The 19,792-nt window shown below is 67.9% G+C and carries 21 protein-coding genes and 3 tRNA genes; 9 read left to right on the top strand and 15 right to left on the bottom strand.

Annotated features, from left to right (window positions below; all coding sequences use genetic code 11):
* Positions 1 to 266: 266 nt before the first annotated feature.
* Positions 267 to 2,006 carry an endonuclease/exonuclease/phosphatase family protein gene (locus ACWDKQ_RS00085; RefSeq protein ID WP_450136768.1) on the bottom strand — a complete coding sequence of 580 codons (1,740 nt, stop codon included), beginning with the start codon at positions 2,004 to 2,006 and terminating at the stop codon, positions 267 to 269.
* 384 nt (positions 2,007 to 2,390) lie between these two features.
* Here ACWDKQ_RS00085 and ACWDKQ_RS00090 point away from each other — a divergent pair, with 384 nt between their 5' ends.
* Positions 2,391 to 2,921, top strand: a complete 531-nt coding sequence (locus ACWDKQ_RS00090; RefSeq protein WP_450136546.1) for a hypothetical protein — start codon at positions 2,391 to 2,393, stop codon at positions 2,919 to 2,921.
* 200 nt (positions 2,922 to 3,121) lie between these two features.
* Here ACWDKQ_RS00090 and ACWDKQ_RS00095 read toward each other — a convergent pair.
* A tRNA-Ser gene (locus ACWDKQ_RS00095) sits at positions 3,122 to 3,207 on the bottom strand.
* A 48-nt stretch (positions 3,208 to 3,255) separates the two neighbouring features.
* Positions 3,256 to 3,816: an RNA polymerase sigma factor gene (locus tag ACWDKQ_RS00100; protein WP_450136547.1), complete on the bottom strand. Its 561-nt coding sequence runs from the start codon at positions 3,814 to 3,816 to the stop codon at positions 3,256 to 3,258.
* 228 nt (positions 3,817 to 4,044) lie between these two features.
* On the opposite strand from ACWDKQ_RS00100, the gene ACWDKQ_RS00105 reads away from it, so the two are divergent.
* Together ACWDKQ_RS00105 and ACWDKQ_RS00110 are read left to right on the top strand one after the other, a co-directional pair.
* On the top strand, positions 4,045 to 4,215 hold the full coding sequence (locus ACWDKQ_RS00105; protein ID WP_450136548.1) for a hypothetical protein: 171 nt from the start codon (positions 4,045 to 4,047) through the stop codon (positions 4,213 to 4,215).
* A 539-nt stretch (positions 4,216 to 4,754) separates the two neighbouring features.
* On the top strand, positions 4,755 to 4,946 hold the full coding sequence (locus ACWDKQ_RS00110; RefSeq protein WP_450136549.1) for a hypothetical protein: 192 nt from the start codon (positions 4,755 to 4,757) through the stop codon (positions 4,944 to 4,946).
* Between the two features lie 9 nt (positions 4,947 to 4,955).
* Here the strand turns inward: ACWDKQ_RS00110 and ACWDKQ_RS00115 are convergent, their stop codons facing one another.
* Entirely contained in the window at positions 4,956 to 5,432 is a 477-nt protein-coding gene (locus tag ACWDKQ_RS00115; RefSeq protein WP_450136550.1) for a nucleoside deaminase, read from the bottom strand.
* Entirely contained in the window at positions 5,429 to 5,917 is a 489-nt protein-coding gene (locus tag ACWDKQ_RS00120) for a tRNA adenosine deaminase-associated protein (RefSeq protein ID WP_450136551.1), read from the bottom strand. The genes ACWDKQ_RS00115 and ACWDKQ_RS00120 overlap by 4 nt, the downstream gene beginning before the upstream one ends.
* 122 nt (positions 5,918 to 6,039) lie before the next feature.
* Between ACWDKQ_RS00120 and ACWDKQ_RS00125 the strand changes: the two genes are divergently transcribed.
* The gene (locus ACWDKQ_RS00125; RefSeq protein ID WP_450136552.1) at positions 6,040 to 7,008 is read left to right on the top strand and encodes a prephenate dehydrogenase; all 969 of its coding nucleotides are present in this window, start codon (positions 6,040 to 6,042) and stop codon (positions 7,006 to 7,008) included.
* A 208-nt stretch (positions 7,009 to 7,216) separates the two neighbouring features.
* On the opposite strand, the gene ACWDKQ_RS00130 is transcribed toward ACWDKQ_RS00125, so the two are convergent.
* The gene (locus ACWDKQ_RS00130) at positions 7,217 to 7,495 is read right to left on the bottom strand and encodes an antitoxin (protein ID WP_450136769.1); all 279 of its coding nucleotides are present in this window, start codon (positions 7,493 to 7,495) and stop codon (positions 7,217 to 7,219) included.
* Between the two features lie 207 nt (positions 7,496 to 7,702).
* On the opposite strand from ACWDKQ_RS00130, the gene ACWDKQ_RS00135 reads away from it, so the two are divergent.
* The 3 genes from ACWDKQ_RS00135 to ACWDKQ_RS00145 all read left to right on the top strand — a co-directional run bounded on the left by ACWDKQ_RS00135 (position 7,703) and on the right by ACWDKQ_RS00145 (position 10,412).
* A complete protein-coding gene (locus ACWDKQ_RS00135) occupies positions 7,703 to 8,395 on the top strand; it encodes a TetR/AcrR family transcriptional regulator (RefSeq protein ID WP_450136553.1) in 693 nt (230 codons plus the stop codon).
* Between the two features lie 33 nt (positions 8,396 to 8,428).
* The gene (locus ACWDKQ_RS00140) at positions 8,429 to 9,607 is read left to right on the top strand and encodes a cytochrome P450 (protein ID WP_450136554.1); all 1,179 of its coding nucleotides are present in this window, start codon (positions 8,429 to 8,431) and stop codon (positions 9,605 to 9,607) included.
* A gap of 334 nt (positions 9,608 to 9,941) precedes the next feature.
* Entirely contained in the window at positions 9,942 to 10,412 is a 471-nt protein-coding gene (locus ACWDKQ_RS00145; RefSeq protein WP_450136555.1) for a YbaK/EbsC family protein, read from the top strand.
* 130 nt (positions 10,413 to 10,542) lie between these two features.
* On the opposite strand, the gene ACWDKQ_RS00150 is transcribed toward ACWDKQ_RS00145, so the two are convergent.
* The 4 genes from ACWDKQ_RS00150 to ACWDKQ_RS00165 all read right to left on the bottom strand — a co-directional run bounded on the left by ACWDKQ_RS00150 (position 10,543) and on the right by ACWDKQ_RS00165 (position 13,673).
* Positions 10,543 to 11,328 carry an SDR family NAD(P)-dependent oxidoreductase gene (locus ACWDKQ_RS00150; protein WP_450136556.1) on the bottom strand — a complete coding sequence of 262 codons (786 nt, stop codon included), beginning with the start codon at positions 11,326 to 11,328 and terminating at the stop codon, positions 10,543 to 10,545.
* A 22-nt stretch (positions 11,329 to 11,350) separates the two neighbouring features.
* Complete coding sequence (locus ACWDKQ_RS00155) at positions 11,351 to 12,061, bottom strand: O-methyltransferase (RefSeq protein ID WP_450136557.1); 711 nt, start codon at positions 12,059 to 12,061, stop codon at positions 11,351 to 11,353.
* Between the two features lie 674 nt (positions 12,062 to 12,735).
* Positions 12,736 to 13,365: an ATPase gene (locus tag ACWDKQ_RS00160; protein WP_450136558.1), complete on the bottom strand. Its 630-nt coding sequence runs from the start codon at positions 13,363 to 13,365 to the stop codon at positions 12,736 to 12,738.
* Positions 13,366 to 13,472: 107 nt separating this feature from the next.
* Complete coding sequence (locus tag ACWDKQ_RS00165; RefSeq protein ID WP_450136559.1) at positions 13,473 to 13,673, bottom strand: hypothetical protein; 201 nt, start codon at positions 13,671 to 13,673, stop codon at positions 13,473 to 13,475.
* Positions 13,674 to 13,788: 115 nt separating this feature from the next.
* On the opposite strand from ACWDKQ_RS00165, the gene ACWDKQ_RS00170 reads away from it, so the two are divergent.
* Together ACWDKQ_RS00170 and ACWDKQ_RS00175 are read left to right on the top strand one after the other, a co-directional pair.
* Positions 13,789 to 14,385, top strand: coding sequence for a DUF1707 SHOCT-like domain-containing protein (locus ACWDKQ_RS00170; protein ID WP_450136560.1), 597 nt, complete (start codon positions 13,789 to 13,791; stop codon positions 14,383 to 14,385).
* A gap of 65 nt (positions 14,386 to 14,450) precedes the next feature.
* Positions 14,451 to 14,690: a hypothetical protein gene (locus tag ACWDKQ_RS00175; RefSeq protein ID WP_450136561.1), complete on the top strand. Its 240-nt coding sequence runs from the start codon at positions 14,451 to 14,453 to the stop codon at positions 14,688 to 14,690.
* Positions 14,691 to 14,929: 239 nt separating this feature from the next.
* Here ACWDKQ_RS00175 and ACWDKQ_RS00180 read toward each other — a convergent pair whose 3' ends face one another.
* The 5 genes from ACWDKQ_RS00180 to ACWDKQ_RS00200 form a co-directional block, all read right to left on the bottom strand.
* Entirely contained in the window at positions 14,930 to 15,346 is a 417-nt protein-coding gene (locus tag ACWDKQ_RS00180) for a YeeE/YedE thiosulfate transporter family protein (RefSeq protein ID WP_450136562.1), read from the bottom strand.
* Positions 15,346 to 15,999: a YeeE/YedE family protein gene (locus tag ACWDKQ_RS00185; protein ID WP_450136563.1), complete on the bottom strand. Its 654-nt coding sequence runs from the start codon at positions 15,997 to 15,999 to the stop codon at positions 15,346 to 15,348. Before ACWDKQ_RS00185 ends, ACWDKQ_RS00180 begins: the two co-directional genes overlap by 1 nt.
* Before the next feature lie 1,461 nt (positions 16,000 to 17,460).
* Positions 17,461 to 17,533, bottom strand: a tRNA-Arg gene (locus tag ACWDKQ_RS00190).
* A 42-nt stretch (positions 17,534 to 17,575) separates the two neighbouring features.
* A tRNA-Ser gene (locus ACWDKQ_RS00195) sits at positions 17,576 to 17,665 on the bottom strand.
* A gap of 112 nt (positions 17,666 to 17,777) precedes the next feature.
* Complete coding sequence (locus ACWDKQ_RS00200; protein WP_450136564.1) at positions 17,778 to 19,772, bottom strand: acetoacetate--CoA ligase; 1,995 nt, start codon at positions 19,770 to 19,772, stop codon at positions 17,778 to 17,780.
* Between the last annotated feature and the right edge of the window lie 20 nt (positions 19,773 to 19,792).

The raw sequence follows: 19,792 nt of genomic DNA on the forward strand, positions 1-19,792 counted from the left end.
CCGTTCGCTTCACACCAACAGCCCAGCGCCCACATCAGAGGAACAGAGCGAACGGACCGTTCGCCTCGCCTATTGAAGTGAACAGTCCGTTCGCTTCACACCAACAGCCCAGCGCCCACATCAGAGGAACAGAGCGAACGGACCGTTCGCCTCGCCTATTGAAGTGAACAGTCCGTTCGCTCCACACCGCTTGGCGAGGCAGAACCAGGCCACTCCCACTGCGGCGGCCACCGGAACCGCCCGGCAGGAATGAGCCTGGAAACAGGCTAGAACCGGAGGCAGGCGATCTGCGGGTCGTGGTCGCTGGCCTGGTCGGCGAACTCCGCGTTGATGTGAACGACGTCGTACTCCGCAGTGATCGACGGGGTGGCCAGGATGTGGTCCAGCTGCTGGGAATTGCCCTCGTAGACGTAGCTGTAGCGCTCGGCGGGCGGTACCGAGCCGGCCAGCGGCACCAGTGCTCCCCCGGTGGTCAGCGGCGCGAGTGCCGGGGAGAAGCCGTAGTCGTTGAGGTCGCCGAGCACCACGACCGCGGCCTCGTCGTTGACCGCCCGCGCCTCGTCGACGAAGGCGCGAACCGCCTGGGCCTGTCGCTTCCGCTGCTCCTCAGACGACCTCGCCGGGGGCTGGAGGCGGCCGTGCAGCGGCTGGTCACCGTCCTTGGAGTTGAAGTGGTTGGCCACCACGATCACCGGCCTACCGCGAAACAGGAACTCGCCCGCGAGCGGCTTGCGGCTGTCCCGCCACGCCTCGTTGGCTGGGTCGATGCGCCCCGGCGAGGCGCTCAGCGCGATGCGCGGGCCGTGGGCCACCGGATGCACCGGCGTGGTCGCGTCGCCACCTGTACGATCCACAAAGGACACCCGGTCCGGGTTGAACAGGAAGGCCACCCGGATGTTGCCGCCGGGCTGCCCACCGTCGGCGTTGTTCTGCGGGTCGATCTGCCGCCACTGGTAGCGCGGCCCGCCCGCCGCAACGATCGCGTCGGTGAACCGCTGCAGCGTTTGCTCCGCGGCCACCACGCCGTCGTCGATCGGCCCGGAGTTGTCCTGGATTTCTTCCAGCGCAACGATGTCCGGCTCGGCGAGTCGGTCGACGACGCCCTCGGCGAACCGGTCGAACTTGGCCTGGTCGGCGCTCGGGGCGAGGTTCTCGACGTTGTACGTGGCGACGGCGAGCTCGTCGCGTCCCTGCGACCGCGTCGTCTCCGGCTGCAGGCCGCCCGGCACGTGCTCACCCAGCCTCTCGGCCTCCAGCACGTACCCACCGAAGCGCGAGTAGTCCAGCGGTCCTTCGGTGCTTCCGTGGAGCCGGTCTCCGACGTTCGCGGCGGGGAACTGCGTGTCCGACAGCGACTCGATCTTCAGTCGCCCGGCGTTGGCTTCGGCGTAGCCGGTGTAGGTGGTGCCGCCGCGGCCGTTCGCGTTCTGCACGGGCTTGCTGGTGATCCACAGCGCCCGGTAGGCGTCGGTCGGCCCGACGACCCGCGCGTCGTCGACGCGTAGCAGCATCCCCTCGCGCGAGGCGTAGTAGTCCAGCGCGAATCGCTGCGGCTCCAACTCGCGCTTGTCGATGTTGCCTTCCAGCGGTGCGAACTCGGCAGGGACGGTGTCCGCCCTGAGCACCTCGGCCGGGACGCTGCCCCTGCCAGTGGCCTTCCAGGTCGCCTCGGTGAGCTCGGTGACCGACTGGTTCGGCGTGGTCTCCGGCGTCTCGCCCTCTGCCGTCGGGTGGTACTCCGCGACCAGCCCTGAGACCGCGACCGCGTCGCCGACCGCCACCGCCGGGGTCTGCTTCCCGGTGAACACGAAGAGCCCTTCGCTGGTGCGCGGGTCCGCGTCGGGTTCTCCGTCCTGGAACCAGAACCCGCGGGACGAGCCGAAACCGCGCACGCCGGTGACCACTCCCGGCGCCCCGGCCACCCGCTGGCCGACCAGCGGCGAAACCCGCGTGGTCCCCTGGATGTCGTGGATGCGGGCCTGCTGCGGCGGCGCCGTAGCCGCCATGGTCGGCACCACCAGCAGCGCCGCTGCGATGGCGGTCAGCAACGATGTGATGCGCACTTCGGCTTCCCCTCGCCAGGCGACCTGATCGACGTGAAGCTACCGCCGCGCAGCGAGCGGGAAAACACGATCACGTGAGCACGCCAGAATCTCAACCTGCCGTTGCGCTACTAAGGCTCTTTCCGAACCAGGGGATCATCTTGCAGCTATGCGGCTCATGGCCCGCCAACTGTTCCGCACGATCCTGGCCATCTAGGCACCGTGAAGCCCGTTCAGGCAGTGGAACCGCTTGTTGATCGATTTTTGCCCAACCGTTGACAACCGCCACGGCCCCGGCACGTCTACCTGATCGAAGAGTCGGAAACAACCCGGTTGTAGGAGAAACAAATGCGCAAGATCAGCCGCATGGCCGTTCTGATCCCCGGCGGGCTGCTGGCCGCAGCGGTGTTCGTGACCGGGTGCACCTCCCTAGCCGGACAGGCGACATCGTCGCCGACCCCGCCTGGATCGGCGGCAGGCGCCGCGAGCGTTGCCAACCCCGAGACGAACACCGGGGCAGGCGCCGTGGCTTCGAACATCCACGCCGTCGACGTGGCCGTCGATCTGGAGTTCGCCAAGAACAACGGGCATTGGATGGTCTCCTGGGTCGAAGGCAGGATGGATGACTCCTCCATGGCGGCGCCGCACCCGGTTAGCACCGGCGGACCGCGTCAGGTCGCCGCGCTTGCTCCGGATGTCCAGTTGCTCAGCCCTTTCGAAGGCGCCACGCCGACCGACTCACCCCAGATCGGCTCGGAGGGACTTGGTGTAATTCCGATCACCTTGGACGACTTCACTCAGCAGGGCAACCAGTCGGCCAAGATCTGGCTCGATGAAAACAGCCAGGTCACCAAGATCGCCGCACGGTACCAACCCTGACCAGACCCACCGGGAATTCGTGCCGCCGTGTGTCGTGCAGGCAGAGCTGGCCCGGCCGGGGAGCACATGTGATCTACCTGAATGGCAACACGCAAGCAGACCGGGGTACGACCGGTGTTCTGATGCCCGCCTAACAAGACCAAACGAGACCGCACGAACAGGGCCGGTTCCCGTCGCTGACGAGAACCGGCCCTTGCGAGCGGTAGCGGTGGGATTCGAACCCACGGTGGCTGTTAACCACACGCGCTTTCGAGGCGCGCTCCTTCGGCCGCTCGGACACGCTACCGCCAGCTAGGCTACCGGTCGCCCGACAGCGCTCAACAGCGGGGGTGGGTCAGCGCCAGGCCCGCATCATGCTGGCGAGGCTGGTCCTGGCCCGCGAAAGACGACCTCGCACCGCCTGCTCACCGGCCCCGACGCGCTGGCCGATCTCGATGTAGGACAGGCCGTCGACCTCCGCGAGCAGCCAGACATCGCGCTGCCGGCTCGGCAGGACCGCGAGCGCGCGCCGCAACGCCAGCACACCCTCCTCCGCCTCCGCGACCCGCTGCGGATCGGCGATCAGCGCCGCGGCCCCTACCGCCCTCCGGTGCTCGGGGATCACGCCGACGGGAGCGGTTCGGCGCGTCCGCCGGCGGCGCAGCACGATCAGGCAGTGCCGGTGGGCGACCTTGAACAACCAGGTCCGCAGGGCGGCCGGTTCGGCGAGATCGCCGACCCGCCGCCACATCGCGATGAACGCGTCCTGCACCACGTCCTCCGCCTCGGCCCGGTCGCCGAGCATCCGCATCGCCATGCCGAAGATCCCGTCGGAATACCGGCGCACCACCAGCTCGAAGGCACCGGTGTCGCCGGTCGCGATGCGCGTGGCCAGGACTGCATCAGTCGGCTCCACGTCACACTTCCCTTGCAACGCGATCAGTCCGCCCGTCGCAAGCGGACGGGCTCATCGTCACAGGCCGGAGCACCGATCGCGATGCGGACAGGCCGCCCGAACCGGTGGAACCTGCCAGATCCACTCTCCCTCCCGCCTTGGGTTCGATCGGCGCGGTCGACCTTCACAAAATTGATCACCTCGCGAGTCCCGGCGGTTTCGCGCGGACTGTGGTGGTGGTGGTGCCGAGTGGAGCTGTTCGAGCAGTTCATGGGCGGTGCGGACACCGTCCACTCTGGCCATCCGGCGAGGATGTGGGCACGGATAAACTCAGAAACCTCCGTGCACTGCGGCTTTCCCGCACTGCAGCCGCCTATCGTGCATCTGGCGCGCAAGGCGGTGAGAACAAAGCTGTGGTGATCGAGAGATCGACCACCGCCCGTCCGACTCGCCGTACGCCGAGCGGGTGTGGAGCAGCAGCGGCGCTTCGGCGGCACCCGAATGCACTTCATCACGTACGCGAACTGGGAGTTGGTGGTCTGGGAGGACCATGGGCGCGTGCATGTCGCGGTCCGGGGCCGGAGACGTCGCCGAGCACGGTGGAAGTCACAGCCGAGGCCCCGCCATCCGGGTTCGTCTTCGCGCACGGTGCGTCCATGCCGCACCTGCCGATCCCGCGGCTGGTCAACACGGCGGTCGTGACTGCTCACGTCACGTCGAGGGAGCTCACCTTGGGCGGCGAGGCGTGGGGGTTGCCCGGCTTCGACACGGCCGAGGATTTCGTGAACCGGCTCGTGCGGCGTGCTGGTACGCGACCCGCTGGTGCCCGACGTGATCGCGGGAGGTCTCCGACTGGATCGCCTACGTCAAGGAAGTCCAAGACGCTGGCGCTTTCGTCTACGGGGCTGGTTTCCACGACCCCACCCGCCCGGTAAAGCGTGCGCGGCGGCTCGGCGATCGTGAATGACGGCGTCACCCAGCCCGCCCGGGCGGTCGTCGCCGGGCTGTACGGCGTCGATGCGGCCGACATCAATTCCGCCACCGCGTGGGCCCAGAAGGTTCCCACCGCCCGCTACGGCAACGACGACGTACCTCTTGGTCGAATACGACAGCTGAAACGGAGCCGCCCGGGTGCGGGCCGGTCGTGGTGATGCGGGTTCCTACTCGCGGTGGTCGGAGAAGAAGTCCTCGAGCAGCGCCGCGCACTCGTCGACAAGCACGCCGCCGACCACCTCCGGCCGGTGGTTCAGGCGACGATCCCGCACCACGTCCCACAGCGACCCCACCGCGCCGGTCCGGGGTTCCCACACCCCGAACACCACCCTGGCCACTCTGGCCAGCACCAATGCCCCTGCGCACATCGTGCAGGGCTCCACCGTGATCGCCAGCGTGCAGCCCTCCAGCCGCCAACCGTCGCCGTGCGCGGCGGCTGCGGCCCGCAACGCGAGGATCTCCGCGTGCGCCGTGGGGTCCTGCAGCGCCTCGCGCTGGTTGTGCGCGCTGGCGAGGAGCCGCCCCTCCTGGTCGACCACGACCGCGCCGATCGGAACATCCCCAGTGGACGGTGCTTCGGCGGCGACTCGCAACGCGGCCCGCACCAGGTCAGTGTCCCCGGCGCGGGCACCGGATGTGCTCACTGGTCCAGCTTCTCCAGCACTTTCGCGAAGTTGTCCCCGAAGCCGCAGCGCTGGGCGATCATCTCCAGCTGCTCGTCCGGGTAGAGGTCTACCTCTTCGATGATCACCAGCAGCTCGCCCTCGGGCAGCCCGAGATCGGACAAGATGGCCAGGTTACCTTCCGGCCACACCTCTTCGTCGTCCTCATCGGGCGGGTCGATGCGCAGCAGGTCGAGGACGTCCGCCGCGATGTCGTAGTCCAGCGCCGCGGCGGCGTCCGACAGCAGCAGGTCCACCCCTCCGGGCACCGGTCTGATCAGCACGAAGAACTCGTCGTCCACATTGCACATACCGAACACCGCGCCGGTGGAACGCAGCTCGCGCAACGCCGTGATCGAGGCGTCCAGCCCGGTCAGCACCGATTTGTCCATCGCGCTGCACCGCCACCGCCCGTCCTCCCGCACCACGGCGACGGCGAAGCCAGCGACCGGCTCCTGCACCGTCATGAGGACACCGTAGAGCGTACGAACGCCACCCGAAAGCACTATTGCGCGCTCGTAACCCTCCGGGCATTGTTTGCCGCTCAACCGGGTGCGTGGCCGACAGGGAAGTCGGGCAGGATAGACCGATGCGTGCCGTGTGCGTGATCGGACTGGGACTCATCGGCGGTTCGGTACTGCGAGCCGCCAAGGCCACCGGGCGCCCCGCCTGGGGCACCACCAAGTCGGAGTCGGACGCCGCCGCCGCGCGGGCCGACGGTTTCGACGTCCTCGAAATCGAGCCGGCCCTGCGCCGAGCCGCCGAGGAGGAGGCGCTCGTGGTCGTCGCGACGCCGCTGACCGCCGTGCGCGAGGTGCTGCGGAAGATCGCCGAGCACGCCCCCGAGTCCTGGCTGACCGACGTGGTGAGCGTCAAGGATCCGGTCGCCGCCGAGGTCCGCAGCCTGCTGCCCGGTGCCCGGTACGCCGGTGGCCACCCGATGGCCGGGGTGTCGGGTTCCGGCTGGTCTGCCGGGTCGGGCGAGCTGTTCGCCGGGGCGGCCTGGGCGGTGACCGTCGAGGAGGACACGACGCTCGCCGCGTGGCGGGAGGCCGCCCAGCTCGCGCTTGACTGCGGCGCCCAGGTGGTGCCCACCTCCGCCGCCTCGCACGACTTCGCGGTCGCGCGCATCTCGCACTTGCCGCACGTGTTCGCTGCGGTACTCGCGTCGGTCGGGGCCGATGGCGGCCCGCTGGCGCTGTCGCTGGCCGCCGGCTCGTTCCGCGACGGCACCCGGGTCGCGGGCAGCGCGCCGGAGCTGGTGCGGGCCATGACGGAAGGCAACCGAATCGCGCTGCTCGACGCCGTGGATGACGCCCTCGGCCGGCTCGGCGCGGCCCGCGGGTCGCTCGCCTCAACCGGAGGCCTGAAGTCCACAGTGGATGCGGGCCACGACGCGCGGCAGACGCTCGACGAACTCGCGACCACGGCGCGCGCGAGCGCGACCGTGCGGCTCAACGGCACCGGGCTGGAGCGCCTGCGGGAACTCGGTGAGCGCGGCGGACGGGTCGTCGCGCTGTCGGCGGAAGCCGCCGCCGTGGAGCTCCCGGTGGCCTGACCACCACAATTTCCAATTGAAATCAGAGCTCTGATCTCAACCGCGCGGTTTCCGACACCCGCACCGCAACGCAAGAAGAGACCGGAAACGCTCGATGAAATCGAAGGATTCTAGACATTAAGAGAGGCCGCCCTGTGCGTTGAGGCGGCCTCTCCATGATCCGCTCCGACCACTGCCGGGCAGGATGGCCCTCACCTGGTCCCGCTCGTCAGCATGCGCCGGGCGGCGATGTTCGTCGGCTACCGCTGCTCGCCGGATCCCGGTCGGAATCGGCGAGTAACTCCTCGCCCTTCTCCACGCCCTTGTCGATCTGCTCCTCGTGACCGGACTTCTCCTTGGCCGCGTCGGCCGCCTTGTCCAGGCCCTGCTCGATCTTCTCGCGTGTTCCTCGCCGAGGTGCGGCAAGCGGTCCTTGAACTCGCCGAATCCCATGGTGCTCCCTTCCGGGCGGCGGGGAAAGCCCTTTCGGTATGGGGGCTGTCTGCAGAAGCTAAAACCGCCCCGGGCGGCAGTGCCCGCCGGTTGGTGCTTCCGGGTGACGCGTCAAGACCGCGTCAAGACCGCGTCAATGCGGGCCCGAGGTCCATTGCCCGCCGTTGCGGCTAGCGATACCGTGACGGATGACTGATTGACCAGATTTCAAACCTGGTCAGCACGTCATCGCAAGCGCCTATCCGGACCAAGGAGACGCACCATGCCGCAGCCCACCGAACGTGCCGACCGCATCCTTGACGCGGCCGGCGAGCTGATGATTCGGCTGGGCTACCGGAAGGTGACCATCGAGGACATCGCCAAGCAGGCCGGCGTCGGCAAGGGCACCGTCTACCTGCACTGGCGTACCAAGGAGCGGCTGTTCGAATCGCTGTTCCTGCGCGAATCGGTGGACCTGATCACCGAGCTCATCGACGCCGTGCGCCGCGACCCCGACGAGGCCCGGCCGCACCGGTTCCTGCAGAACTCGTTCCTGGCCACCCAGCGCAGGCCGCTGATGCGGGCGCTGGTCACCGGTGACGCGGAACTGCTCGGCAACCTCAAGCAGACCTCGGCGCAGATCCGAGGGCAGGAGTTCACCGCCCGCTACTTCGAGCTGATCACTAAGTACGACCTCGTCCGCGACGACGTGCCGCACCTGATCTTCTCGATGAGTGCCACCGTCACCGGGTTTTTCATGGTGGACAACATCAATTCACAGCTGCGGGGCCCGGACGACCGCGCCAAGGCGGACGCGCTGGCGCTGACCGTCTGCCGCGCCTTCGAACCCAGGCAAGGACCGGACCGCGCCTCGCTGACCGCGGCCGCGGCCGAGATCAGCGCGCTGTTCAACGAGATCAACGCGAACTACCGGAAGTGGATCTACGACTCCCAGATGGACATGGAGCGCACCTGATCGGTGGCGCTCACCAACAGGAAGGGGCACCACATGACGACCCTCGCCGACGCCTGGGGGATAAACGAAGCGCAGTTCTGGTTGCGGGGGGTGCGACCGGAACAGCCGGTGGCGAACGACTCGGCGGCCGGGATCTGGAACGTCTACGGATACCCCGAGGTCCTGGAGGCCCTCAGCGACCCGGCGACCTTCTCCTCCGCCACCCAGCGGCTGGTGCCGGAGGCGTCCGGGTTCCGGGAGGGCAACATCGTGCAGATGGACCCGCCGGAGCACAACAAGCTCCGCAAGCTGGTGAGCCACGCGTTCACCCCGAAGGTCGTCGCGAACCTGGAACCCCGGATCGCCGCGCTGACCAACGAACTCCTCGACGCCGTGTCCGACCGGATCGAACTGGTCCGCGACCTGGCCTATCCGCTGCCGGTCATCGTGATCGCGGAACTGCTGGGCGTGCCGAGCAGCGACCGGGGCCTGTTCAAGAAATGGGTCGACGCGATGTTCGAGACCTCCAACCAGGTCTCCCTCAAGGACCGCTCGAAGGAGCAAGAGGAGTACATGGCGAAGGCCATGGAACAGGTCCAGGAACTGACCAAGTACCTGGGCGAGCACGTCGCGGAGCGCCGGCGCGCGCCGCGCGAGGACCTGCTGAGCAAACTCGTCCTGGCCGAAGTGGACGGTGCGCGGCTCAAAGACGCCGAGGTGGTCAACTTCGGCATGGTGCTGCTGATCGCCGGGCATATCACCACGACCATGCTGCTGGGCAACACGGTGCTGTGCCTGGACGCGCACCCCGAGCAGTTCGCGAAGTTGCGGGCGAACCGGTCGCTGGTGCCCTCGGCGATCGAGGAATCGCTGCGCTTCTTCAGCCCGTTCGCCGCGGTTTCCCGGGTGACCAACCGGGAGGTCGAGCTTGGTGGCCAGCGGATCCCGGCCGATGAACTGCTGCTGCTGTGGGTCGCGGCGGCCAACAGGGACCCCCGCCAGTTCACCGCCCCGGACGCCTTCGACATCGGCCGGGACCCGAACCCGCACATCGGGTTCGGGCGGGGCATCCACTTCTGCCTGGGCGCGCCGCTGGCCCGGCTGGAGGGGCGGGTCGCGCTGAACATCCTGCTGGACCGGTGCCCGAACCTGCGGACCGACCCGGCGGAGGGCCCCGAGTTCATCCCCAGCCCCAACATGACCGGAGTCCGAAAGCTGCCCCTGCTGGTGTAGAAAACGCGCGTCCAGGCTCGACCTGCACGAAGGGGGAAGTTTGTGAGTGCTCCTGGGGCCATGGCACCTATTGAGTCCGATGAGTTGTGTCCTTGGTCATGTCCTGGGTGATGTGTCGCTTGATCACATCTTGGCTTGGTGCCATGGCGAGGAAGCAAAGATGCTGCGGCGCGGAGGGCGACAACGGGCAGCTTCGTCGTTGAAACGCCCGCCAGCCGCTCAGCCAACCCCTCCAGCTTGCACCGCCGCGGGTTCTCAGGCGGCGTCCGCGATCCCGCCACCCGACTGTGAAAGAACTTGTTCCGACGGCGCCGCTTGGGGGATTCTGCGCCGCATGAGCAATGCCACGGACACCTTCGCCGCCTGCCTGCGCGATCTCGACGTCGCGGGGACAGTCGTCGAGTTCGAAACCGACGTGCCGACCGCAGCGGCGGCAGCCGAACGGCTCGGCTGCGAGCTCGGCGCGATCGCGAACAGCCTGATCTTCACCGCCGACGACGAGCCACTGCTGATCGTCGCCAGCGGCGCGCACCGCGTGGACACCAAGCACGTCGGGCGGTTGCTCGGGGCGCGCAAGATCCGGCGGGCCACTCCGGAATTCGTGCTGGAGGCGACCGGGCAGCCGGTGGGTGGTGTCGGTCCGGTCGGGCACCCGCGGCCGATCCGGACCGTGGTGGATCGGATGCTGGCCAGTCACCCGGAGGTCTGGGCGGGCGCGGGCTCCAAGCACGCGATGTTCCCGACGACGTTCGACGAGCTTGTGCGGATCACCGGCGGCTTGCCCGCCGAAGTGGAGAAACCCTGAGCGACACCCCGACCAACTATTAAGAGGGCCATGCCGGTTCCCACCGCAACGCTCACTCACGACCCGCGATGCGCAACGAGGCCTCGCTGACCTTGGACGGGGCCTCGTACTTGCTTGCGGCGCAAGCGGATCAAACGTTCGGCTCGAAGCGGCCGTCGATCGCCGTCCAGCCGCCCTCCACCAGATGGAGGCTGCCCGTCACGTACGAGGCGGCGTCCGAGGCGAGGTACACCACGGCACCGGCGATCTCGTCGGCGTTCGCCCAGCGCTTCAACGCGGTCTTCTCCGCGTACGCGCCGTACCAGCCCTGATCGGACTTGATCTGCTCGGTCAGCGGGGTCTCGAACGGTCCCGGCGCGATCGCGTTGACCCGCACGCCCTTCGGTCCCAGTTCCGCGGCGAGCGCGCGGGAGAGCTGCACGACGCCAGCCTTGGTCGCGGCGTAGATGCCCTGCCCCGGTTCGACGACCACGGCGCGGAAACTGGCGAAGGTGACGATGCTGCCCCGGCCGCGTTCAGCCATCCGGGCGCCGAAGTCCCGCACCAGCCGGTAGGTGCCCTTCAGGTTGACGTCCACGACCCGGTTGAACTCCCCGTCGACGGTGTCGACCAGCCGCTTGCGGACGTTGATGCCCGGCGTGACGACCAGGACCTCGGCGTCCGCCTCGGCCTCCGCGAGCCGCTGGATCTGCTCGCCGTCCCGCACGTCCAGCTCGCGACAGCTCGCCTCGTGTCCGAGCTCCCCGATCGCCTTGGCGGTCCCCTCGGCCCGGGCCACGTCGGCGTCCGCGACGACCACCTTCGCACCGAACTCGGCCAGCCCCACCGCGCTGGACCGGCCAAGACCGCTGCCACCGCCGACGACGACCGCCTTTCGCCCGTCGAGCCGGAATAGGTTGGCGAGCAGATTCGTCATGATCTGTCCTCCCGGGTGAAGATCAGTCCACCGCGGACCCGGCACTGATCTGACCACTAGATCGTTCGCCAGGCTGCAGGACGACGGCCAGGGTGAAGCCGTCGTGGCCCTTCGCGCCGACCGTCTGGATCGTGGTAGCCGACGCCCGCGGCTCGTCAGCGAGCATCTCGTGGAACCGCCGCGCACCCTGCACGTCCGGATCGCTGCTGTGCTCGTCGGCCACCGCACCCCGGCGGATCACGTTGTCCACGATCACCAGCCCGCCGGGCCTGGTGAGCACCAGCGCCCAGCGGAAATACTCCGGGATGTTCGGCTTGTCCGCGTCGATGAAGACTAGGTCGAACGACTCCTCGACCAGCTCCGCCAGCGTGTCCAGGGCGGCGCCGACCCGCACGTCGGTGATGCCGTCCAGGCCCGCGCGGGCCAGGTTGGCGCGCGCGACCTCGGCGTGCTTCGGCTCCGCCTCCAGGGTGACCAGCCGACCATCCAAGGGCAGCGCCCGGCCGAGCCAGATCGTGCTGTAGCCGGCGAGCGTGCCGATCTCCAGGATGCTGCGCGCCTGCACCGACCGGGCGAGCAGGTTCAGCAACTTCCCCTGCAGAGCCGACACGTTGATGTGCGGCAGCCCGGCCTCGTCGCTGGCCTGCAGGGCTGCGGTCAGCACCGGGTCCTCCGGCGTGAGCAGCGCGCCCAGGTAGTCGTCCACCGCAGCCCACTGCTGCTGTTCAGCCATGCCGACCTCCTCGTCGACGCCCGTTGCACGGACAAGCCTGCGGCGGTCAATCCGCCGCATTTCGCCGCAACCTTGCTCCTTCGCAGCCCAACGCGCCAGGCGTTCGAAGCTCAAGGCAGATCCGCCGTAGCGTTTTTTCGTTGCTGTAGCGGCTGACTCGAAAACGGTTGGTGAGTGGGCAGGCGAAGGCACCCGGCGTAGCCGCAGCGGAGCCGGGTTCGCCATGAGCTGTGAGGCAGATCAGGCGGCGGGCTGTTGTTCGGGTCGGGGGGCGAGGGTGACTTTCTTGTCGGTGAGGCGTTCCCATTGCCGGACGAGTGGCGCGTTGGTGGCGGTCACGGTTGATGCGGGACCGTACAAGTCCCCTCCGAGATCGTGATGGTGAGCATCGGGTTGGGACAGCAGGTGCCAGACGATGGTGAGTACGGAGTTATCACAGGCAACGATGGCGTGTTCCTTGCCTCGGCGTTTGGCCAGGCGCCGCTAGCGGGCACCGAGGAGGGTGCGGTTCTGCCGGTGGTCGCGACGATTTCGCCGAGCGTGCCTGCCAGCCAGGGATCGCCGCGGCCGGTGGGGGCGTGCTTGGCCTTTCCTGCTGATCGGACGCGCACGTCCAGCAGCTAGCAGCTGAACCCGCTGACCTGCCGCTGGGCAGCTCAGCGGGACGGGGACGATCAGGCGCTCGTCTGGTCGAGGTCCGGCGTGAGCTGGGCGGTCGCCGCGGCCACCCCTTCGGCGATCTGGTCGCCGTCGGCGGTGCCGGAGTCCTCGGTCGCGGTGGCCCACGCCCTGATGACCTGCCGGGAGAACTGCTGCGCCTCAGCGGAGTTCTCCCATCCGGGGATGTCCTCGCCCCTGAGGTACACGTCCAGCCCGAGCAGGCCGATGTCCCAGGCGGGCCCGACGAACAAAGCGCCCGCACCGCTGCTGATCGGATCAAGAGGAACCGAGTGCATGACCTCGACCCCGGTCCCGCCGCCAGACCCGTCACCCTCGGAAAGCCGCAGCTCAACGACGCTGTTGTCCTCGTCGAACATCGTCTTCAGCAAGCGCGGCGCCGTGCACCGAAGGATCCGGCCGCCCGCGGTGCCGTCGAACCAGTGCCGACCTCGTTCCCACAGCTCTCCGGTGATCGGCAGGAGCCAACCTCGCAACCTGTCCGGTTCGGTCAACGCCCGCCAGACCTCTCTGATCTCAGCGGCGTAGTTCCGGCGCAGCAGGACGCTCACCTGCCCACCGCCGTCGATCGAGTGCTGGCTGACCACCCGCTGCACGGCGGCTACCTGCTTGGCGATGTCGATCATCTGGTTCCCCTCAGTCCCGACTACGGGCCATCATCGGCCCTCGACCCGCCGCGCGCTCGCCGCCGTGACCAGCTGATCCGCATCGCCACCGCACAGCGGGCGGGCAACTAGCCGATCCGGGTCAGCTGCCACTCCTGCTCAGGTCGCGGGAGCGGACGACGTCGACGCGGCGGGTGGATCAGCAGCGCGGAGACGTCCAGCAGGCACTGGCCGCCAGGGCGGGAAACCGAGATGAACACCGGGTCGAACCCGGAGGCGGAGTCGATGTCCCACCGGGTGCTCCGCCGATCAACACCGCTACCGAGCACGGGACCTGGCCGACGCCGGGCCAACGCACCCCGGTGCGCGCACGTGAAGGCGGCCAGGTGCGAGAAGCCCGCAATATCCCGATTCCGACTCGGCAGCGCGTCCTAGACTGCCAGCATGAGCTTCCCAGCCGGGAATGGAGACCGATCCGTCCGTGTCTCCGATGCCGAACGCACCGAGATCGCACGACGGCTGACCGACGCGGTGGGCGATGGACGGCTGACCCTGGCCGAATTCACCGAACGCGTGGGCGCCGCCTACCAGTCCGTCACGCGTGGAGAACTCGACGCGCTGGTGACCGACCTGCCGGCCACGGCATCTGAACGACCTGTCGAGCCCACCGACGGGATCAAACGCCGGTGGAAGCTGGCCATCATGGGCGGTTCCGACTACAAGGGGCGCTGGCGGGTGCCCCGGAAGTCGGGGTACTTCGCGCTCATGGGCGGGTCCAAGATCGACCTGTGCGAGGCGACGCTGCCTGGCCATGAGATCGAGATCATGCTCGTGTCGATCATGGGTGGCAGCGACGTGATCGTGCCGCGCGGAGTGCGGGTGGTGGTCGACTCCACGGACATCATGGGCGGCAACACGATCAAGGTGGACGAGGAAGCGGAAATGCCGAACGCCCCGCTCATCCGCATCCGCAGCTTCTCGATCATGGGGGGCAACGACATCCGCCACCCCAAGCGAAAAAAGCGCTTCTGGTCCGACTAGCGTTTTCCAACCTCTTCTTGCCTTGCGGTGCGGGTAGCGGAACCTCAGCGGTGCAAGCTACGCGGGTGGGCAAAGGCGTCTATGCCGCTTGCGGCAGCCCCGGACCGTGGGACTTCCAGCGTCGCGGCGACGGATCGGCAAGGATGAAAACGCTCACTGAACTCGAGAACACACCAGACCAGCGGCGTTTCGAAGCGCCGAGCCAGGATTGGCCGCGGGTGATTTTGGGCATTGTAGAGATGGGCGTGGGCATCGGTCTCATCATCGCCGGTGTCCTGTTCATCGAGCTCGACGCCGCTCACTGACCGGCTACCCGATGGGCTTCGTTCACGCCAAAGGCCCTTCGGGCAGGAAAGCCCGGGCAGGAAAGTTGGCGACTTGTTGGCAACCGGGGCTTGGACGGCCGGCACGACTCCGGTCGCCCAAGCCCCGAAAAGGCAGGAAACCCCAGCTACTAGATGGGGTTTCGACTGTCTCGACCAGACGCGCGACCGAAGGGATCCGAACCTGACTTCTGGTCTCGCATCGGCCTCGTGAACTTCCGCTACAGCCCGCAAGATCCGCGGTCGAGCTGGAAGAAGTGGGCGTTGGCCCAACGGCAGAGCCAGATCCCGACCATGACACCCGCGATCGTGACCAGAGCGGGCAGGTATCCGCTGGCGACCTGGATGAGCGGGATCGCCGGGCAGCCACCCGAGATCGCCCAGCCGGTGCCGAAGAGCACTGCGCCGGGGATCACGCCCCCGTGGATGCGCCCCGGCCTGCGCCGAACGCCCACCAACGCGAAGGCCACCACGATGATCGCGACCGCACCGGCGAAGGCGAACAGCATCCGTAGGTCTTGGAAAGTGAACATGCGGTTCAGCTCGGAGTAGTCGCCGAACCCGATGTTGGTGACGGTGAAGCCGAGGGCCAACCCGGTGATGATGTTGGCAACGAGAACCGCGCCTCGGGTACGCATCAGATCACCTTCCACAGTAGGAACGACACGAGGACGGCGGTGCCGAAGAAGACGGCAGTCGCAACGATGCTGACCGGCTGCAGCCGGCCGCACCCGCTGAGTCCGTGGCCTGAACTGCAGCCACCGGCGAGGCGGGTGCCGAAGCCGACGAGCACACCCCCCGCGAACAGCACGCCGATCATGGTGTTCGGGTTGTCGGTGACGAGTCGGCTGAAAGCATCGCCCATGTCGAAGCGGAGCTCGAACCGACCGGAGGTGACCGCTGCGACCCATCCGCCGACCATGATCGACAGCAGCAGCGCGGCCTGGGTGACCAGCGGTACCTGGCGGGGGGTCGCTAACGTCGAATTCTGGGACTCGGCCGCCCCGGAGGTGTCCTGTGGGTGCGCGGCGCCGCGCGCCGCCTTCGGCAACGTCGGTGCTTCACCGCGGGTCCCGAACTCCTCGGCGGTCGCCGCGGCCAGAGCGTCAGCAAGAGCTCCGTCGTCGGCGAACTGGGCTTCCTGCCGTTCGATTCGGCGTTCGGCGCGCCAGTGCAGGACGCGATCCCACGCCGAGGACACCCCGAAGGACCGATCGGTGATGAGGGTGTAGTTGATGGTGACAAGGGCGAGTCCGATAGCGCCCGCCCACCAGGGCCAGTAGTTGCTCATGCGGGACCTCTCATCCACTCGGCGAGCCGAGTCCACCAGCGGCGTTTCCAGCCGCGGGGTTTAGCTGGTCGTTCCGGCGGGATCGCCGGGGGCTGCTGCGGAACGCGCGGGGGCCCCGAAGGCTGACGCGGCCGCGCCGGTGTTGGTTCCGGGGCCGGCTCGAACCAAGCCACGGTTCCTGACGACCCGGAAATGAGCGGCGCGGGCGGCGTTGGTTCGGCCGCCGCGGACCGCTCGGCAGCGCGTCGGATGTGCCCCACGTCGGCACCGTTGGGCAGCAGCGAGATCGGCACGAGCTGGCCTCTGGACGCCAACCTGAATCTGGCGCATTCTTGCCAACGTTGTTCGCTGTCGCAGTAGGAATCACGCCAGCCGCGTAAGCTTGCTTTGAGCAGGGGAAAAAGAGGGCAGGTCTTGGCGTGGGAGCAGCCCATATCGCTCCGATCTGACCGGCGCATACCGCCTAGTCGGGGCGGGCGGCATGGCGCGATCTTGTCGTTTTAATAGTTGCAGAACCCGACCGGCGATCGCAGAGCGTCGCGGAGCGCAACACACCGTGACGCAAGCCCCCTCCGCTTATTAATCTCGCGAATGCCCCAGCCCGTTACTCCCGCTATCCGTTCCAAAAAAATGCGAATTTTTATCATAAAAGTACGCTGACCTGCCGTTTTTCTGGATTATTACGATCAAATAACAAAATTCCAGCGGATATGGTTATCGCACCGTGATGCGCGCGTGTTCGCATCGTTGGCGGATAATGTGAAATAGGTCCTATTGCATATCGCGCGGTCATGCAATTATCCCGTGCCGCATGCCGAGAGGCGAGACCTGGTGAAGTCGTCGCCGGGTGCATGCTGGCCCGCACGGCACACACCCCTCTTTTCTTCACCGCCCATATAGTGCACATTGGGCCAAACCGTAGGTCACTCGGCAGTTACCCAATGGCATGGCGTGCCCAATGGGATGGTGGATGAATCTTGTTCGCCGTGCCCGAAATCGACAGGTGACGTCGCTTCGGCCGCATGGGCGGTCGCGGACGCCGCGATCCCCGTCCGTTGCGCTCGACAACGGCTTGAACCCCGGGGAAGCAAGGTGCCAAGCTCGGGGCGCCTGACCCGAGCAAGCCGATCTTCCCGGACGCGAAGGGCGGCTTTCTCGATGCATCGAACACCACCAAGCGCGTGCGGGCGAGCGGGTGACCTTCCGCACATTCCGCAAGACTGTCGCTCATCCTCGATGACGCCGGGACGAAGCCGCGCCAGTTGGCCGATGTGCTCGGCCACTCCGCGCTTCTCGACGGCGCTGGTCCACTAAGACTGCGGGCAGGAGTCCCGAGCAAGTGCCGGTGCACTGATCTCCGGCGACACTGAGCGCCTAGGATGGCCGGCAACCGGAGGCTCGGCCCCCTGAAAAGCAGCGAACCCCCTCTTAAGAGGGGGTTCGCGCTGTCTCGACCAGACGCGCGCCCGAAGGGATTCGAACCCCTAACCTTCTGATCCGTAGTCAGATGCTCTATCCGTTGAGCTACGGGCGCATTTCCAGTTGTGTGGTCTCCACCTTCCGGCGGAAGCCACAGCGGAGGCTCCGGGATTTGAACCCGGGAGGGGGCGTAACCCCCAACCGCATTAGCAGTGCGGCGCCATAGACCAGACTAGGCGAAGCCTCCCGGTAACCCTCGCGGCCACCGGAGAAAAGATTACACAACCCTCCCAGCGGCCGTCACGGGGGGGCCAGTTTTGCGGTCGGAAGGCCGCGGTGGCAGGCCTCCCCACCGCCGATCAGGTCGCCAGGTCCGCGCTGAGCTGCACGAATGGGTCGAGGGACGTTGGGTTCTGCAGGGCGTCGCGGCTGACCGCTCGCTCCGGCGGAGTGCCAGCGAGGATCTTCTTCACCGGCACTTCCAGCTTCTTGCCGTTGAGGGTGCGCGGCACCTCGTCGACGACGATGAACCGGTTCGGCACGTGCCGCGGCGACAGATCGGTGCGCAGCGCCGCCCTGAGCTTCGGCTGGACCTCGTTCAGGTCGGCGCCCTCCGCCAGCACCAGGAAGCACAGCAGGTCGCCATCGATTTCGCCCGCGCCCGACGTGTCGATCACCAGCGAGTCGACGATCTCCTCGAAGCCCTCCACCACCCGGTAGAACTCCGCGGTGCCCATTCGGACGCCGCCGCGGTTGAGGGTCGAGTCGCTGCGGCCGTAGATCACCAGGGTGCCGCGGTCGGTGACCCGCACCCAGTCGCCGTGCCGCCACACGCCCGGGAACGTGTCGAAGTACGCCTCTCGCAGCCGCGAGCCGTCCGGGTCGTTCCAGAAGTACACCGGCATCGTCGGCATCGGCTTGGTCACCACCAGCTCGCCGACCTCGTCATGCAGTTCCCTGCCGTACTCGTCGTAGGAGGCGACCGCCGCACCGAGCATCGGACAAGAGATCTCGCCCAACCACACCGGCACGTCCGGCGCAGCGCCCACGAACGCGGTGCACAGGTCGGTGCCGCCGGAGACGCTGGCGATCTGCACGTCCGCGCCGACCGCGTCGGCCACCCAGCGGAAACCATCGGTGGTCAGCGGCGCGCCGGTCGAGCCGACGGTGCGCAGCGCGGACAGGTCGAGGGCGTCCTTGGGGCGCAGCTCACGTTTGAGGCAGCTCTGGATGAACGGCGCCGACGTACCGAAGTAGTTCACCTGGTGTTGCGCCGCAAGCTCCCACAGCGCCAACAGCGACGGGTAGCCGGGGCTGCCGTCGTACAGCACCAGGGTCGTGCCCGTGAGGAGGCCTCCGACCAGGAAGTTCCACATCATCCAGCCGGTCGTGGTGAACCAGAAGAACCGGTCGCCCGGGCCGAGGTCGCAGTGCAGGCCGATGGTCTTGAGGTGCTCCAGGACCACGCCGCCGTGGCCGTGCACGATGCCCTTCGGCAGGCCGGTGGTGCCGGAGGAGTACAGCACCCACAGCGGGTGGTCGAACGGCACCGGGTCGAACTCCAGCAGCGCGCCGCCGTGCTGCGCCAGCAGGTCGTCCCAGCCGATGGCATCCGCCAGCTCGGCGCCCTCACCGAAGTAGTCGACCAGCACCGTGCCCGTCAACCCGGGCATCGCGTCGCGCAAGTGATCCACAGTGGACCGGACGTCGAAGCTGCGGCCGCCGTAGAAGTAGCCGTCGACCGCGATCAGCACCTTCGGCTCGATCTGCGCGAAGCGGTCCGCGACCGCCCGCGCGCCGAAGTCCGGCGAGCATGACGACCAGGTCGCACCGAGGCTCGCCGCGGCGAGGAACGCCACCAGCGTCTCGGGCCTGTTCGGCATTAGCGCCGCAACCCGGTCCCCCGCCCGCACGCCGAGCTCCTTGAGGCCCGCTCGGGCGGCGGCCACCCGGGCCCGCAGTTCGCCGTAGGTGATCTCCTCGCTGCGGCCGTCCTCCCGCGCGAAGATCACCGCCAAGTCTCCGTCCCCCTTGCCCGCGCCGTCGCGCAGCGCATGCTCGGCGTAGTTCAGGGTGGCGCCGGGGAACCACTCCGCGCCCGGCATCACCTCGGCGGTCAGGACCCGCTCGGCGCGGTCGTGGAAGCGGACGTCGAAGAATTCCGCCACCGCAGACCAGAAACCGCTCAGTTCCGACACCGACCACTGCCACGACGCCCAGTAGTCGGGCAGGTCGATGTCCCGCTCGATGCGCAACCAGTCTCGGAACGCGGCCATCCGGCTCGCGGCCACGCGCTGCGCGCTTGGTTGCCACAACAGCTCGGGGACCTGCTCTGGATTCGTGCTCGACGTCATGGGCTCTTCCTAACCCACCA

Source organism: Saccharopolyspora sp. NPDC000995 (assembly GCF_053599315.1).

Coding starts and splice junctions, on each gene's coding strand:
- ACWDKQ_RS00120 (WP_450136551.1), bottom strand. CDS start 5,917: ATGACGGTGCAGGAGCCGGTCGCTGGCTTCGCCGTCGCCGTGGTGCGG.
- ACWDKQ_RS00155 (WP_450136557.1), bottom strand. CDS start 12,061: ATGGCTGAACAGCAGCAGTGGGCTGCGGTGGACGACTACCTGGGCGCG.
- ACWDKQ_RS00160 (WP_450136558.1), bottom strand. CDS start 13,365: ATGATCGACATCGCCAAGCAGGTAGCCGCCGTGCAGCGGGTGGTCAGC.
- ACWDKQ_RS00135 (WP_450136553.1), top strand. CDS start 7,703: ATGCCGCAGCCCACCGAACGTGCCGACCGCATCCTTGACGCGGCCGGC.
- ACWDKQ_RS00185 (WP_450136563.1), bottom strand. CDS start 15,999: ATGAGCAACTACTGGCCCTGGTGGGCGGGCGCTATCGGACTCGCCCTT.
- ACWDKQ_RS00125 (WP_450136552.1), top strand. CDS start 6,040: ATGCGTGCCGTGTGCGTGATCGGACTGGGACTCATCGGCGGTTCGGTA.
- ACWDKQ_RS00170 (WP_450136560.1), top strand. CDS start 13,789: ATGAGCTTCCCAGCCGGGAATGGAGACCGATCCGTCCGTGTCTCCGAT.
- ACWDKQ_RS00085 (WP_450136768.1), bottom strand. CDS start 2,006: ATGGCGGCTACGGCGCCGCCGCAGCAGGCCCGCATCCACGACATCCAG.
- ACWDKQ_RS00150 (WP_450136556.1), bottom strand. CDS start 11,328: ATGACGAATCTGCTCGCCAACCTATTCCGGCTCGACGGGCGAAAGGCG.
- ACWDKQ_RS00200 (WP_450136564.1), bottom strand. CDS start 19,772: ATGACGTCGAGCACGAATCCAGAGCAGGTCCCCGAGCTGTTGTGGCAA.
- ACWDKQ_RS00090 (WP_450136546.1), top strand. CDS start 2,391: ATGCGCAAGATCAGCCGCATGGCCGTTCTGATCCCCGGCGGGCTGCTG.
- ACWDKQ_RS00180 (WP_450136562.1), bottom strand. CDS start 15,346: ATGCGTACCCGAGGCGCGGTTCTCGTTGCCAACATCATCACCGGGTTG.
- ACWDKQ_RS00140 (WP_450136554.1), top strand. CDS start 8,429: ATGACGACCCTCGCCGACGCCTGGGGGATAAACGAAGCGCAGTTCTGG.
- ACWDKQ_RS00145 (WP_450136555.1), top strand. CDS start 9,942: ATGAGCAATGCCACGGACACCTTCGCCGCCTGCCTGCGCGATCTCGAC.